The sequence below is a fragment of the Parafrankia discariae genome (genome assembly GCF_000373365.1).
Classification (GTDB): domain Bacteria; phylum Actinomycetota; class Actinomycetes; order Frankiales; family Frankiaceae; genus Parafrankia; species Parafrankia discariae.
In genome coordinates this window covers 18,787-33,867 of the sequence record NZ_KB891231.1, presented here as the reverse complement: position 1 = coordinate 33,867, position 15,081 = coordinate 18,787, and the positions used below count along the sequence as shown (strand labels likewise).

9 protein-coding genes are annotated in these 15,081 nt (G+C 72.6%); 3 read left to right on the top strand and 6 right to left on the bottom strand.

The window, feature by feature from the left end; all coding sequences use genetic code 11:
• Positions 1-12 precede the first annotated feature (12 nt).
• From B056_RS0122730 to B056_RS0122710, 5 genes are all read right to left on the bottom strand, one after another.
• Positions 13-282 (bottom strand): hypothetical protein, encoded by a 270-nt coding sequence (locus B056_RS0122730; RefSeq protein ID WP_018504160.1) that lies wholly within the window; start codon positions 280-282, stop codon positions 13-15.
• A 121-nt stretch (positions 283-403) separates the two neighbouring features.
• Positions 404-5,323 (bottom strand): FtsK/SpoIIIE domain-containing protein, encoded by a 4,920-nt coding sequence (locus tag B056_RS37610; protein ID WP_018504159.1) that lies wholly within the window; start codon positions 5,321-5,323, stop codon positions 404-406.
• Positions 5,324-5,371: 48 nt separating this feature from the next.
• A complete protein-coding gene (locus tag B056_RS0122720; protein WP_018504158.1) occupies positions 5,372-6,604 on the bottom strand; it encodes a GGDEF domain-containing protein in 1,233 nt (410 codons plus the stop codon).
• A 413-nt stretch (positions 6,605-7,017) separates the two neighbouring features.
• Positions 7,018-7,815 (bottom strand): enoyl-CoA hydratase/isomerase family protein, encoded by a 798-nt coding sequence (locus B056_RS0122715; RefSeq protein ID WP_018504157.1) that lies wholly within the window; start codon positions 7,813-7,815, stop codon positions 7,018-7,020.
• Between the two features lie 64 nt (positions 7,816-7,879).
• Positions 7,880-8,737, bottom strand: coding sequence for a TIGR03620 family F420-dependent LLM class oxidoreductase (locus tag B056_RS0122710; RefSeq protein WP_018504156.1), 858 nt, complete (start codon positions 8,735-8,737; stop codon positions 7,880-7,882).
• A 644-nt stretch (positions 8,738-9,381) separates the two neighbouring features.
• Here B056_RS0122710 and B056_RS0122705 point away from each other — a divergent pair.
• The 3 genes from B056_RS0122705 (at position 9,382) to B056_RS37605 (ending at position 13,964) form a co-directional block, all read left to right on the top strand.
• A complete protein-coding gene (locus B056_RS0122705; RefSeq protein WP_076784754.1) occupies positions 9,382-10,950 on the top strand; it encodes an ABC transporter substrate-binding protein in 1,569 nt (522 codons plus the stop codon).
• A gap of 556 nt (positions 10,951-11,506) precedes the next feature.
• On the top strand, positions 11,507-12,928 hold the full coding sequence (locus tag B056_RS0122700) for a hypothetical protein (protein ID WP_154677187.1): 1,422 nt from the start codon (positions 11,507-11,509) through the stop codon (positions 12,926-12,928).
• A gap of 40 nt (positions 12,929-12,968) precedes the next feature.
• A complete protein-coding gene (locus B056_RS37605) occupies positions 12,969-13,964 on the top strand; it encodes an ATP-binding protein (RefSeq protein WP_230203128.1) in 996 nt (331 codons plus the stop codon).
• 111 nt (positions 13,965-14,075) lie between these two features.
• On the opposite strand, the gene B056_RS0122690 is transcribed toward B056_RS37605, so the two are convergent.
• A complete protein-coding gene (locus tag B056_RS0122690) occupies positions 14,076-14,927 on the bottom strand; it encodes a DUF72 domain-containing protein (RefSeq protein ID WP_026240026.1) in 852 nt (283 codons plus the stop codon).
• Between the last annotated feature and the right edge of the window lie 154 nt (positions 14,928-15,081).

Sequence of the window (15,081 nt, the reverse complement as noted above, 5' to 3'; positions counted from 1 at the left end):
TGGTCGGAGCGGTCAGCTACCGGCCAGCGCGGTCCGCTGGTTGATCTCGGTCACGGTGCGGGCGAGGTCCGAGAGGTTCGTCTGCAGCGCGGACAGGGTGCTCTGCACCTCGGGCCAGATCTGCGCGCGGAACAGCTGCGCCTTCGGGCCCTCCCAGTTCGTCGGGTCGGCCAGGGCGTTCCCGCGGGCGACGAGGCTCGCCGTCGTCGTCTGGAGATCCGTGAGCCGCTGGGTCATCTGGCCGGCCGCGTGCTGAGCCGCGGGCGTGGTGACAGTGCGCATGAGTGGTCCGTCCGTCCGGGGTCATGGGGTCGGATGCACAGGCGGTAGGTTGCTGCCGGGAGATGGTCCTGATGTGATCCGATCGACAGTGCGATGTTACCTTTAGTGTCGGGTTGATGCATCAATTACGATTTCCCGAGTGTGGCGGTGGTCGGGCTTCTTCTTCTGGTGATGGTTCGACTACCTGGACGGGTGTGATCGTGCCGCGTCGGACCAGGAGCCCCCGCCCGGGTGGCCCCGGTCCGCAGACGGTTCGCGGTAGCCGGACGCCGAGCAGGTCACCGTCGGCGGGGCCGCCCGGAGAAAGCAGCAGGCCGTTCCGCGAGCGGCGGGCATCGACCAGGAAGCCACGGAACTGGCCGGCGAGATCCTCCGTGGTGCCGGCCGCCACCAGCCCGCCACCGTCGTGCCCGCCGCGCAGGAAGACGGCGAGCTCGTCACCGAGTGACGAGGGCGCGGCGAGCTCCGCGTCGTCGACCAGGACGACCACCTGGGCGGGCCCGCCGAGCCGCCGGAGGGCCTCGTTCAGCGGGATGCCCTCCACCAGCTGGACCACCGCCGGACCGCTGAGGCCACGCAGCGGGGACGGACGCGGGCAGATGACCACGAGCCGTGATCCCGCGGCGAGCAGGCCGCGCCCGATGCTGGTCAGCGTCGAGCTGCGCCCCGACCGGGCCGGGCCGGCCACGACGAACCCGGGTCCGTCGGCGTCGAGGTCGATGCCGACGGGTGCCAGCTCGTCACCCCCGACACCGAGGAGGACCGGGGCCCGCCGGCCCGACCCGGCCGTGCTGCCCGACCCGGCCGTGTCGCCGGGCTGTGCCGTGTCGCCGGGCCCGGCTGGGGCGCCCGGCTGCGGTCCGGTCGCGCGCAGCGCCGAGATCTCCCGCGCGCTGATCCGGGCGGGCAGGACGTCCACCCGGAACGGGCGCGGAACGGGCCGGCGTGCGGCCCGGCCGTGGGGCGTCGTCATCCGGCGCAGGCTGCCCGCCTGCGCGGAGCCGGACGGGTCGTCGACCAGTAGGGCGACCTGCAGCTCGACGGGCCCGGCGGCATCGTGCCACTCGGGCGCCACGCGGCCGGGCGGCCCTCCGACCAGAAAGCCGCGGCCGGGTGGCAGGGCGTCAGGGATGCGGGACCCGGCCAGGCCGGCCAGGCCGTAGTCGGCGCGTTCCGCCATCCGCAGCACCAGCCGTTGCTCCATGGTGGACGGCAGCCGGCCGGTGAGACCGCGCCGATCGGTCGTGACCAGGATCCGCAGGCCGACAGCGGGGCCGTCCCGCGCGAGCGCCAGCAGGCGGTCGACCGCCGCCGCCCCGTCGAAGCTCTCGAAGGCGGCCAGGAATCCCTCGTACCCGTCGAGCAGGAGGACCAGGTAGGGCAGCCGCGCGGGCCGTGCGCCGCCCGCGCGGCGGAACGGCACGTCCTCCACGCGGCGGTGGGTCTCGTCCTCCGCGCCGGGCGACGCGCTGAGCCCCTCCCCGAGACGTGGGCTGGAGGAAGCCCCGCCGGCGAGCCTGGCCTCGGCCAGATCGGCGAAGCCGCCGCCGGCGAGCACCTCCTGCCGCCAGGTGACCTCGTCCGTCAGCCGGGCGAGCAGGCGGTGGACCCGCTCGGTCTCGCTCACGCCGACGACAGCTCCGGTGTGGGGGAGGGCGGTCAGCGGCGCGAGGCTGTTGTTCCCGCAGTCCAGCCCGTACAGGTGGACGTCGGCCGGGGACACCGCCCTGGCGAGCGACCCGGCGAAGGTCCGCAGCACCGTGGACCGCCCGGAGCGTGGCGCCCCGAGGATCATCAGGTGGGACCCGTGCTCGAGATCGACCGCGAAGACAGGCTGGGCCTGGGCCAGGCACAGGTCGGCGAGCCCGAGTGGGACGGGAGGCAGCTCCGGCCCACCCGGGCCCGGGCCGGACGACCCGTCCGCGGGAAGATCTCCGATCGTGATCCGGGCGGGCAGCGGCGGCAGCCACGGCCGCCGCGGGCCCGGGACGCGGCAGATCCGGGCCGCCTCCCGCAGTGCCCGGGCCAGCGCGCGCAGGTCCGTAACCTCCTCGCCGCCGGGTTCCGCGGTCTCGGGCGGGAGGTCGGGCCCCGCCGCGATGCTCTCGGCGCGGGCGACGGCGTCAGCGAGGTCGGCGGGGGGCGGCCAGGGCAGCTCGATCACGACCGGTGCCGCGGCCGGTGCCTCGGCCCGGCGTGGAGAGCCACCGATCCGGCCGGCCTGGAAGGTCAGTGGGGAGCCCTGGCCGACCCGCACGATCGCCCGGCCCGGCGCTGAGCCGGGGAGGAACGCGGCGTCCGGCAGGCCCAGCACGTCGATGCTCTCCGCCTGGTCGGTGACCCGCAGCGCCACCCGCAGATTGGTGTTGGCCATGATCTCCGGTGAGACGACGCCCGCCGGTCGCTGGGTGGCGAGCACCAGGTGGATCCCCAGCGACCGGCCCCGCCCGGCGAGCCCGACGAGCCCGGAGACGAACTCCGGCAGTTCGCGGACGAGGGCGGCGAACTCGTCGATGACGACGACGAGCCGTGGCAGCGGCTGCCGTGCCTGGTGGGCGGGCCGCGGGGCCCGGCCGTAGTCGTCGATGTCCTTGCACCCCGCCGCGGCGAGCAACGCCTCGCGGCGGCGCAGCTCGGCACCGAGGGAGTCGAGGGCGCGCCGCACCAGATGTGGATCGAGATCGGTCACCAGCCCGACGGTGTGCGGGAGACGGGCGCAGTCGCCGAAGGCGCTGCCGCCCTTGTAGTCGACGAGGACGAAGGCCATCTCATCCGGCCGGTTGTGGACGGCCAGTGAGGCCACCAGCGACTGCAGGAACTCCGATTTGCCGGATCCGGTCGTGCCGGCGACCAGGGCGTGCGGACCGTCGCGGCTCAGATCGAGGCTGACCGGCCCCGCGGGGCACACTCCGATGGGGACCGGCCCCGGCGCGCGGTCCGTGATCCAGCGTGGGGCGAGCGCCCGGGCGGTCGGCGGGTCGAGGTCGAGCAGTTCGAGCAGTCTGGTCTCCGCCCGGGCGGAGACCGGTCCGCGTTCGTGTGGGCCAGGGTCGCGAACCGGTGCCAGCGCCCGTGCCAGTTGTTCGCACCAGGCCGCGGCCGTGGCCCCGGAGATCTCCGCGCCCACGGCGACCAGGTCGGGGCAGACCTGCTCGACGCCCTCGGCTCCCTGCCGGCGGATCCGCAGGCCGCCCGGTGCCTGCTCGACGACCGTGTGGCATTCGGGCGGCAACATCCGCGGATCACGTTCGAGACACACGACGTGGACGCCGACGAGTGGCCCGGAGCGCAGCACCGGGATCAGGGCCGCCCGCATCGAGGCCGCGCCCTCGACGACGACCAGCACGGCGGGAGCGCGCGGTGCCCGAACGGTGCCGGCACCCCCGGTGTGGGCCAGCCGAGTGTCGATCAGGCTCGCGAGTTCGTCGACGCGACGAGCCCGGCCTGGCTCGTCCGCCCCGACGAGGACCGCTCCGGGGGGCCCGTCGGGCGGGCGGCAGTGCGGCAGCCACCGCGCCCACTCCCAGCTCGCCGGGGACGCGCTCGCGACGACGAGGTGGACGGCGAGATCCCGCGGGCTGTGGGCCACGGCGGCCTGCGCCACCAGCCAGGACCCGACCACCCTGGCGAAGTCCCCCGCCCCCACCACCCCGAGGACCCCGATCTCGGGCAGCGGCACCGTCACCGGGACGTCCCGCAGCAGCCACCTGGTCTGGCGGCGGTGATCCGGCGCGGTGGGGTCGTCGAGGACGACACCGCCGGGCAGGTCGCCCGTGCCGACCCGCAGGTGGAGGAAGTCCGGGTCCTCGGGGCGCCGTTCCCAGAGACCACGGCGCGGACCGAGCGCGCGCAGCAGCGTCGCCGCCGGGTCCGGATGGGCATCGCGCAGGGTGGTGGCCTCGCGGTCGAGCGCGGCGGTGGCGTCCCGGTCGATCTCGGCCCGCGCCCGCTGGTACCCGGCCAGCTCACGCCGGTGCTCCCGAGCCGCCTGGCGCCGTGCCGCCAGATAGGAACCGAGCAGGGAGAGCGGCGCCAGCGCCGCGAAGAGAAGCAGGTAGTAGGCATGGAGGAGGACCGCCATCCCGGTCCCGGCCGCGGCCGGGAGGAGGGTTGTCAGTACCGGAGGCGGCGCGGGCCGCGGCGGAACCGGCGGCGTGGGGAGGTGGTACCGGGAACCGCCCGGGGCACGCCGCATCCGCGGCTCGCGACTGATCTCCAGGTACGGCCCGGCCGGAGCCGGCCTGAGCAGAGCGTCCGGCTCGTCGGGCACTGTCAGCAGCAGCCGCGCCCCGCCGACGCGCAGGGCGACCCGCGGCCGGGCACCGCCGGGTTCACCGGCCGGGACGGGGACCGGGCCGTCGCGGTGGCACCCGTCGATCCACACCGTCGCCCCCGCGCGCGGTGTGATCACGCAGGAGCCGTCGACGTCGACCCGCAGGGACAGCGCCCGCCGGGGCGTCGAGTGGCCGCGCAGCACGACGCCACCGGCCGGGTCGGACCCCACGCCGTATTCGCCGGGCATGAGCCGGTGCACCAGGCCGGCGCCGGGACCGCCGGTGACCCGGAGCTCGACCAGCCCCATCGGCTCGGTTCGCCCGGCTCCGGGCGGCGCGCCGGGCCCTCCGAGCGCTGCCCCGAGCGGTGATCCTCCGAGTGCTGCCCCGAGGGGTGCTCCGCGGCCGAGGACGGAGCCGTCGCGCAGGGGCGAGGCGTCCAGCCGTAGCCCGGGGTCGACCTCCGTGCCGTCGACGTGGATCGCCGCCGGGGGCTCGCGGGCACCTTGAAGTGTTCCGGGGGACCGCACCCGCCCCCGGCCGCCCGATCGCCGCTCGGATCCGGGCGCGCGCTCCGCCAGCGCGGCCGCGATCGTGCCCAGCGGCGTCGCGCCGTCGGCTCGGAGCAGCACCGTTCGCCGGGTGGCCCGGCGGCTGCCGGCCGGCGGCCCGGAGGGGGATACCGCGGAGGAAGACCCCACACGGGAGCGGGCAGGTGCCCGGCGGAGCGGGTCCGCGAAGCCGGTGACACCGATCGTGATCCACATGGCGGGCACGATACAAGCCGAATCCGACAGTGTGCTCTCTGTAACTTCTTACGAAGAGTCGCCTGTTTTCGAGCGATTCTGGCCACGGCTGCGGCCCCGCCGGGACTCGCGGGCCCGGGACCGCGCCTTCATGATCTCCTCGCCGGCCATCCTCACCAGCGCATCGCCGTCCAGCGGCCGGTGGACCGGGACCGGTCGGGCGGCGTCGAGGCCCACGGCGTCATCGGCGCGGGATGGGGCGACCTCGCCATGCCCCGAACGGAGCCCCCCACCGAACGCGATCCCGACGCTCGCCGTGACCCGGACCCGGTGGTCCTCCACGACCAGCGGGTCGACGAGGCAGGAGGTGAGCCGGTCGGCCAGCGCCACCGCGGCCTGGCCGGTCCCCGCGGTCGTCACGACGACGAACTCGTCCCCGCCCCAGCGGCCCAGCACCGCGCCGGGCTCCAGCACCTCGGCGAACCGCAACGCGACCGCGCGCAGCGTCCCGTCGCCGACCGCGTAGCCGAACCGCTGGTTGACCCGCGCGAAGGCGTCCAGATCGAGGAACAGGACCGCCACCGCGGAGCTCCCGGTCGGCACCGCCGCGGCGCCGGCCCCGGGACGGATCGCCTCGGCCGCGCCGCCCACGGCCGCGCCGCCCTCAGGCGCGCCGCCCTCGGCTCCCGCCGCGTCCGGCTGATCGGTCCGAACGGGTACCGTCCCCGTCTCCGCGCCGGGGACGCCCGCCTGTTCGGAGGATGTCCGCCGGCCGCTGTTCCTGGTCGTTTCGGGTGGTGCCAACTGGCCGGAAACGGCGGTCGGCGGCGCGGCCAGCGCCTCGGTTATCAGATCACGGAGAGCCGAGCGGTTGGGGAGTCCCGTCACCGGGTCATGGGTCGCGCGGTGGCGCAGCGCGGCCTCCCGGTCGTGGCGATCGGTGACGTCGTCCACCACGACGACCAGCCCGTCGCCGCGGCTGAGTGCCCTGATCCGGACGTCCAGCCAGCGCTCGCCACGCGGAGTGGTCAGCGGGATCTCGACGCGGACCTGGTCGCGGCGGTTGTCCAGCATCCGCCGGGTCAGCCCGGCCAGCGTCCGCAGCGGTTCCGCGCCGCGCCCGGCCGCCTCGCAGGCGGCCAGCCAGCTCGCCCCGGGGCGGACGGGGACGACCGCCAGCCCGGCCGCGGCGCTGCGCCGCCACGCGTCGTTGAGCCGGACCACCATTCCATCGGGTCCCAGCACGGCGATGCGTGACGGTAACGAGTCGAGGACCGCGGCAGCCACATCGTCGGTGATCACCGATTCTGATTCCCCTCCCGGGACGTCGAAGCCGCGGCTGCGCCAGGTTCTCCATTTCCTCCGGCAGCCGCGCGCGGGATCACCGCCGACGGCCCGGCCGATATCCGTGATCCTTGACGCCGGACTGTCGCCCCGTCCGGAAAAGGGTCCGGCGGAGTGTGACCGATGCTTTTCGGTAGTGTTCCGGGCGTCGAATTCTTGTGTCGGACGGCAAAGGAGTCGACGAATATCCTCAGCTATCTGGGGTGACCCGGTGTCCGAAATGGCATGGCATCCCGGGCCGCCCGACGTCTGGAGCGGCCCGGGTATCCGGAGCTGGGAGTCCCGCGCCGGAAACCCGTCCGTGGCGGAGCGGGAGTTCGGCGCGGGAGCGCGGAGCGGAGTGCGGGGCGGGAGTACGGACCGGGGTCAGGTCAACGACGTCCGCCGTCGCCGGCGAACTGCTCGGGGACCCATTCGGGTGCCCGCTTCTCCATGAACGCGCGCATGCCCTCGCGCGGCTCGGGTGACTCCTGCATCGCCCAGAACATGGTCTGGTAGTCGATAAGCCCGTAGCGCTCGTTCAGCATGCGCTTGACGTGCATGCGGGCCGCCGGGGCGGTCTGCAGGATCTCCCCGGCGGCCTGGACGGCGGCCGCGCGGAGCTGGTCGTGCGGCACGACCCGGCTGATCAGGCCCAGCCGCTGAGCCTCGGCGGCGTCGAAGCGGCGGGCCGACAGCAGCAGGTCACGGGCCACCGCGATGCCGACGTGGGCGGGCAGGACGGCCGCGTAGGTGGCGTCGGGGATCCCGCGCAGCAGCTCCGGGACCCGGAACGTCGCCTGGTCACTGGCGACCGCGATGTCCGCCATCATGGCGATCAGCAGGCCGCCGGCCTGGCAGATGCCGTTGACGGCGGCGATGACCGGCGCCCGGCTGTCCCGGATGGTGAGGAACGGCAGGACGTCCTCGCCGCGCAGGTCGGGCGGCAGGTTGTCGCCGGGCTCGGACCTGCTGCCGAGGTCGCCGCCGGGGGCGAACACGTCACCGGTGCCGGTGATGATCAGTGCGGCCAGGTCGGGTGAGCTGTTGACCAGCGCCACGGCCCGCTTGATGCCGAAGTACATCGCCGGCGTCAGGGCGTTCCGGGCTGCCGGCCGGTCGATCACGCACCAGCCGATGGCTCCGTCGCGCTCGAACCGCAGGCCCGCCGCTCCCAGGTCATCGGTCATGCTGCTCCTCCCTCGTGCCGCCGCCCGTGATGATGGCATGCCGGGGTGTCTCCCGGCGGTGCGATCACAGTGCGGCGGCTATCCGGCGCCACTGCTCGCGGGGAAAGGCCCGCGCGTCTTCGGTGAGCACCTGGAGAGCGACATGGTCGGCGCCCGCGGCGCGGTGCTCGTCGACCCTGCTCATGATTGCCTCCTCGTCGCCCCAGGCCACCACCGCGTCGAACAACCGGTCGCTGACGGAGGCCACGTCCTCGGCCGAGAAGCCCAGCCGGAGCAGGTTGTTCGCGTAGTTCGGGTGGGTGAGGTACCGGCGCAGCCAGTCGGCTCCGATCGAGCGGGCCTCCTGCCTCGTCCCACAGAGGATCACCGTCTGTTCCGGCAGCACGAGCGGGCCGGCGCCGAGCACCTCGCGGGCCCGGCGGGTGTGTTCCGGGGAGACCAGGTAGGGATGGATCCCACGGGCCCGGTTGGCCGCGAGCGCGAGCATCTTCGGGCCGAGCGCGGCCAGCACCCGACCGGTCGACGGCACGGACGGCCGCGCCGCGTCGAGCGCATCGAGGAAGGCGCCCATCGCGGCCAGGGGCCGCTGGTAGCGCCCCGGTTCGCCGGCGTCGACCACGTCGGCGTGGCTGACGCCGATGCCCAGCAGGAACCGTTCGCCATGCTCCGCGGTCAGCGCCGCGGCCCGCGCCGCGGTCTCCTCCGGGCTGTGCAGCCACAGGTTGAGCACCCCGGTGGCGACAACGGCGCGCCGGGTCGCTGCGAGCAGCCGTCCGGCGGTGTCGAACGCCGGGCCACCGGCGTCGGGAAACCACAGCGCGGCGAATCCCAGGTCGTCGAGCTCGGCGGCGGCGTCGGCGGCCTCGGCCGGATCCCCGAAGCGCAACAGCAGGCTCCAGATCCCGACTCCGCCGAGCTCCATGTCGTCCTTTCGTCGCCGTTCGGCTGGCGCTGGGCACTTTACGCCCAAAGCGGCACTGGGTGCCAGCATCGATATCGGAGGACATCTGTGGCGCTGTGCCCTGTACCGCCACCAGCAGCGCAGCCGTCGCCACCGTCGCCACGACTGCCGCTGTCGCCGCGGGCGGCGAGGCGGGCGGCGAGGCCGGGGCGTGATCCCGTCCGCACCGGAGCCGTCTCCCGGACGGGATCCCACCGGCTGCGATGAAAGCGCAGGTCAAGGCCTATCACGCAGTTGGATCGGCCGGATCTGGGTTGAGCGGGAACGGTCGGCTGGCAACCGAAGCGGCTGCGGAGTCGACGAAAAATAGGTGAAGATATAACTCGTGGCGACTTACCCGGCGAGTGGCCATCCCGGCCGCCGATTCCACCGCGCCCCCGACCACACGTGCGCCGAGGCATGACGCCGGTGACGCCGCCGGGCGGACGGGCGGGCGGGCGGACGGGCGAGCCCGGCGGACGGACCTGACGGCCGAACCCGGCGGATAGGCCCGGTAGGCGGGGGCGGTGGCCGGGGCCGTCGAGCCGGCGTCGCTTCAGCGGCACATTCACCACGGTGATCCAGCCGGGTTCCGCCGATCACGAACATCGACGAAAGGGTCGAAGATGATTCATCGCGCGCGATTACTCGTCACCGCTCTCGTCTGCTGTACGGGGCTTCTGCTGGGGGCCTGCGGGGGAGGCGGGGGCGATCCCGCCACCTCCGCGGCGGGGGCGACAGGCGAGCCGGTGGCGGGTGGTGAAGCGCGGGTCCTGCTGCTCAGCGAGCCGCGCACGCTGGATCCGGCGGTCGTCGGCAACGCCTACGCCAGCGGAGCCCTCATCGGGAACGCCCTGTACGGAACATTGATGATCAACGATGCGGCCGGCGGGATCCGTTACTCGATGGCGGAGTCGTTCAAAAGCACCGACAACGGCAAAACCTTCGAGCTGAAGCTGCGTCCGGGGCTGGTGTTCTCCGACGGCACCCCGCTGAACGCGCAGGCCGTGAAGTACAACTGGGAACGGATCAAGGATCCGGCCACCGGCTCGGCGAACCGGGCTGAGGCGACGATGATCGCCTCGTCCGAGGTGGTCGACGACGTCACGTTGCGGATCACCCTCGTCACCCCCGTGCCGAAGTACTCCGAGGCCGTCATCACCACGACGCTGAACTGGATCGCCTCGCCGGCGGCCCTGGAGAAGGGCGGGCCGGCCTTCGACCGGAACCCGATCGGCGCCGGACCGTTCACCCTGCAGAGCTGGGCCCGCCAGGACAACATGCGGCTGGTCAAGAACCCCCGCTACTGGGACGCGCCCAAGCCGTATCTCGACTCCCTCGTCCTGCGCCCGGCGCAGGACAGCAACCAGCGCTACAACACGCTGCTCACCGGCGGTGCCGACCTCGCGGTCGACTCGAGCTGGATCAACCTCGGCAAGGCCGACGAGGCGGGGCTGCCCGTCGACTTCCTGCCGGCCAGCGGCGGCATCCTCGCGGCACTGAACACCCGCCGCGCGCCGTTCAACGACGTGCGTGCCCGCCAGGCGGTCGCGAAGGCGCTGGACATGGACGCGCTGAACCTCGCCGTCTGGAACGGCGGCGCGCGGATGGCCACCACGCTGTTCACCGACTCATCACCCTTCTACTCGCCCACGCCGTTGCAGCGGACGGACAAGGTGGCCGCCCAGAAACTCTTCGACGAGCTCGCCGCCGAGGGCAAGCCGGTCTCCTTCTCGTTCACCACCACTCCGGCGTCGGAGAACCGGAAGATGGCCGAGAACATCCAGGCCCAGCTGAGCGCGTTCAAGAACGTGAAGTTCCATATCCGGGTCATCGAGGTCGCCGAGTTCTCGGCGCTGCGCACGTCACACGACTACGACGCTGTCCTCACCTCCTCGGTGTTCCAGGACCCCGACCCCCGGCTGCCGACGACCTTCCTCGGCGACTCGTCGGCGAACCTGTCCATGCTCGACGATCCCCAACTGGACGAGAGCCTGCTGGCGGGACGGACCGCGACCTCCGTGGCGGAACGGAAGAAGGCCTACGACCGCGTGCAGGCCCGGCTGACCGAACTGGTCCCGGCGATCTTCTTCGTCCGCGGGCCGCTCGGCACCATCTCGGCCAGGAACGTCGGCGGTGTCAGCCAGTACGGCCTCGGCTCGCTGTTGCCGGAGGAACTGTGGATCAAGCCGTAGCGCTCCGGCGGCGACGGCCGGTCCGCGACGACGGGGCAACGACGGCCTGACATCCTGACTGTCTGTAACCTGGCGCGCGCCGCTTACCGCCGGCGCGCGCCAGGGCGGCCCGACCGGGCAGCGGTGCCGCACGCGCCTCGTTTTCGCAGGTCACGCAGGTGATCATTATTCGAAAAACGGCTAGACGATTAGGCGTCAGGGGTATTTTGGCGCCGGGTGGCCGCCGCGGTCGCGACCCGAGTTCTGACTACTGCGGGTAGTGTGATTTGTGGCTCACGCCGTCAACCGATTTGCCTCGGCCCGCGGCGCCGATTGAATTTGCAGGTCACGGGCTCAGGGTGAAGGTGGGACGGGTTTCGAGGAGAAATTTCCTCGGTGTGAGCGGTGTACGTTCTGCTCTGTGTCCAGGGTGGTGGCTTTAGCAAGCCCGACAGGCGGAGTCAGGGCGATTCCGCCAGAAGTCCGGATCGTGCTTCATCGTGCCCTCGCGGTCTTACGCGCACATGCATTGTTCGGCTGTCTGTTGGCGCTGGGTGTGGCGATAAGGGCCATCGCCGTGGTTGGGTATCGACCCGCGCTGTGGTTCAACGACAGTCTCGAGTATGTGCACCTGGCGCTGCGGCCCGGGCCCTATGTGATCAGGCCGTCGGGCTACAGCCTGTTCCTGCTCGTCCTGCGACCGCTGCACAGCTTCGTGCTGGTCGTGGTGCTCCAGCACCTCATCGGCCTGGCCGTCGGAGTCGCCGTCTACGCCCTGTCGCGTCGCCTCTCGATTCCCGGGTGGGCGGCCGCGGCCGCCGCCGCGCCGCAGCTCCTCGACGGCTACCAGATCGCGCTGGAACACATGGTGCTGTCGGAGACCCTCTTCACCGGTCTCCTGACGGGTGCCGCGACGGCCCTCTCCTGGCGGGTGGTGTTACGCCCGCGGGCCGCCGCCGTCGCCGGCGTCTGCCTGGCCGGTGCCGCGGTGACCAGGTCGATCGGCCTTCCGCTCGCGGTCGCCGCCGCGGTGTGGCTTCTGCTGCGCCGGCCCGGATGGCGAACGGTCGCGGTGTTCTCGGCCGCACTGCTGTGCCCGCTCACCGGGTACTGCACCTGGCACCTGGCCGAGCACGGCACCTTCGGTACCTCCGGCAGCACCGGGATCTTCCTCTACGCCCGCACCGCCACCTTCGCCGACTGCGCGAAGATGAATCCGCGCTCTGAGCTGCTGGTGCTCTGCCCCGACGGGCCGGTGGCCGCCCGTCGGCCCTCCTCGGACTACATCTGGCACCAGGACACGCCGCTCTACCGCCTGCCCGGCGGCACGTTCGACCGGGACAAGGAGCGGCTCGCCCGGGATTTCGCGGTTCACGCCATCCTCGCGCAGCCGGTCGACTATCTCCGAACCGTCGGGCGCGACTTCCGGCGTACCTTCGAATCCCGGCTCGAGGACTATCCGAACCACGGAGTCGCGGAGCGCTATCTGTTCGGCGGGGCGACATTCCCGCTGGTGGGGCGCCCAGGGTTCGCGGCGGATCTGCGCGCCTACGAGCGGGGCCCCTTCGCCACCACGGCGCACGAACCGGCGGCGTCCTGGGCGGTCTGGTACCAGCGGCATGTCCGGATGCCGGCCCCGACGCTCGGCGTGCTGCTCCTGGCCGGCGTGCTCGGGCTGGTCGGGACGCTGTTCCCGACCCGGGCCGGCGTCCCGCGCGCCCCGCTGGGGCTCTTCGTCGTCTTCGGGCTGTTGTCGCTGTTGCTCCCGCCCATGGTCGCGGGTTTCGACTATCGGTACATCCCGCCGTCGTTCCCCTTTCTCGGGGGCGCCGCCGCGCTGGCCGTCCCGTCAGTCGCCGGCGTGCGCGTCGACCTCGCCAGACGTCGTCCTGTCAACACCGACCGAGTTCGACCTGGCGGGGCGCGTCGTGATGGTCAGCGGCGGAAGCGCCGGGATCGGCCTCGGCTTCGCCCAGGGCGTCGCCCGAGCCGGAGGTGACCTGGTCATCCGGCGCGCCGCCTCCCGACACCCGAGGGACGTGCCCGACACTCTCCCTGGCCGGTCGGAGACCGTCGAGCTGTGGCCGCTCGCCCAGGGTGAGATCGACGGAGGGCCGGACGGCTTCGTCGACGCCGTGTTCGCCGGTGCCGACTTCGGCCCCGGCACCGAAGTCGGCCCCGGCACCGGCACCGGCACCGGCACCGAAGTCGTCATCGGCCCCGGCGCTGGTCCCGGGGCCGCGTCGCGCGAGCCGCGGCGCGACGACTACGTCGGACGGGCGCTGCGCGGCGGTTTTCCCGAGGCTGTCCGCCGTACCGATCCCCGACGGCGGGCGCGGTTCTTCGAGTCCTACATCTCGGACCTGATCGCCCGCGACATCCGCCAGATAGCCGAGATCGAGCGGACGTCCGAGCTACGCAGGCTCGTTCAGGCGTTGGCCGCCAACATGAGCGGCCTCGTCGTCCCGCGCCGGCTCAGCAATGACCTGGATGTCTCCGCGTCGACGGTCGCCCGGCACATCAAGGCACTCGAACTGGTCTACCTCGTGCAGCGGATCCCCGCCTGGTCCAGCAATCTCACCACCCGGGCGGTCGCGACCCCGAAACTCATTCTCGTCGACTCCGGGCTCGCCGGGCACCTGACCGGAATGACATCGCGGCGCGCATCGCATCCGACGGCCCCCGTCGGCCCGCTCCTCGAGAACTTCGTGCTCGGAGAACTGGCCCGCCAGCTCACCTGGGCCGACGAGCCGGTCACCCTGTCCCACTATCGCGACCGTGACGGCAACGAGGTCGACGCCGTCCTCGAACGGGCGTCCGGCGAGATCGTCGGGATCGAGGTCAAAGCCGCCGAGACCGTGCGTGCCGAGGATTTCCGCGGACTGCGCCGGCTCGCGAACCAGATCGGCGATCGTTTCCGCGCCGGCTATGTCCTCTACGCCGGCGCCGAGGTCCTCCCCTTCGGCCCACGCCTGCGGGCTGCCCCGATCTCGGCTCTGCGGAGGACCGGATCACCCGTGTCACCAACCAGCTGATCCCGCTTCGCGGATGCGCCGAATCAGCGGATGTCCATCGTGTACCCGGCTCTGGTGCGGAGCGAGGTCCGTTACCGAGCCGGTGTCCTCATCACTGTCAGAAGATCACTGTCAGAAGAGGGTCAGTGGCTCGGCTGGTATCGGCCGCGGCAGCTCGGCGAGGCCGGGGACGCGGGCCCGGACCTCGTCGTGGAAGCGACGGGCGAGCAGCGGAGCGTCGGCGTTGTCCGGGGTGTGGATGAAGACGGTGGGTGATCGTCCTTCGCGCAGCCAGGTGACGGTGGTGTCGACCCAGTGCCGCCAGCCCTCGACCGTCCGGTCGGAGTCGTCCCGGCCGAGGTAGCGGACGATCGGCTGGTCGGTCAGCGCCAGTGAGCGCAGCGGCACCCGGGGCTTCTTCGCCCAGGCGTCCCGTTCGGCGTCGCTGGTGGGAGGGCTGCGGAAGAACGCGGTGGTGTCGAACGGAATCCATTCGGCGCCCACCGTGGCGAGTGCGTCCTCGAGCAGGCGCGCCGCCCGCGGGTCGGTGAAGAAAGCCGGATGGCGGACCTCCACCGCGTACCGGTGGGACGTGTCAAGCCGGCGCAGAAAGCGGGCGAGCAACGGGACATCGGCCGGACCGAATGCTCCGGGCAGCTGAATCCACAGGGCATGAACCCGCGGGCCGAGCGGTTCCATCGCGTTCAGGAAGGAACGAAGCACCTCGTCGACGTCGGTGAGGTGGCGTTCGTGTGTGATGACCTTCGGTAGCTTGACCACGAACCGGAAGTCGGGGTCGGTCTGCCGGGCCCAGACGGCGACGGTCTCCCGGGCCGGCGTCGCGTAGAACGTGGTGTTTCCCTCGACCGCGTTACACCAGGCGGCATAGTGCCGCAGGCGCTCGTGGGCCGGCAGCGGATGGGCCAGCAGACGCCCCTGCCAGGTCCGGTGAGTCCACATCGCGCACCCCACATGCAGATGCAAGACTCAGGCCCTCCGCTACTCGACCGCACTGTCACTCGACCGTGCCGTTGCCGGATCGTGCCGTCGCGGGACGGCGTCCGCGGCTGAACGATACCGCCTGGACCGAGCGGCCGAAGGGCCGTGAAACCGGTGTGTAGGGGCGGTGATACCGCCG

What these genes read in the sequence shown, in the direction of transcription:
- B056_RS0122705 (WP_076784754.1), top strand. Translation starts at nt 9,382, where the DNA reads ATGATTCATCGCGCGCGATTACTCGTCACCGCTCTCGTCTGCTGTACG.
- B056_RS37610 (WP_018504159.1), bottom strand. Translation starts at nt 5,323, where the DNA reads ATGTGGATCACGATCGGTGTCACCGGCTTCGCGGACCCGCTCCGCCGG.
- B056_RS0122715 (WP_018504157.1), bottom strand. Translation starts at nt 7,815, where the DNA reads ATGACCGATGACCTGGGAGCGGCGGGCCTGCGGTTCGAGCGCGACGGA.
- B056_RS0122730 (WP_018504160.1), bottom strand. Translation starts at nt 282, where the DNA reads ATGCGCACTGTCACCACGCCCGCGGCTCAGCACGCGGCCGGCCAGATG.
- B056_RS0122710 (WP_018504156.1), bottom strand. Translation starts at nt 8,737, where the DNA reads ATGGAGCTCGGCGGAGTCGGGATCTGGAGCCTGCTGTTGCGCTTCGGG.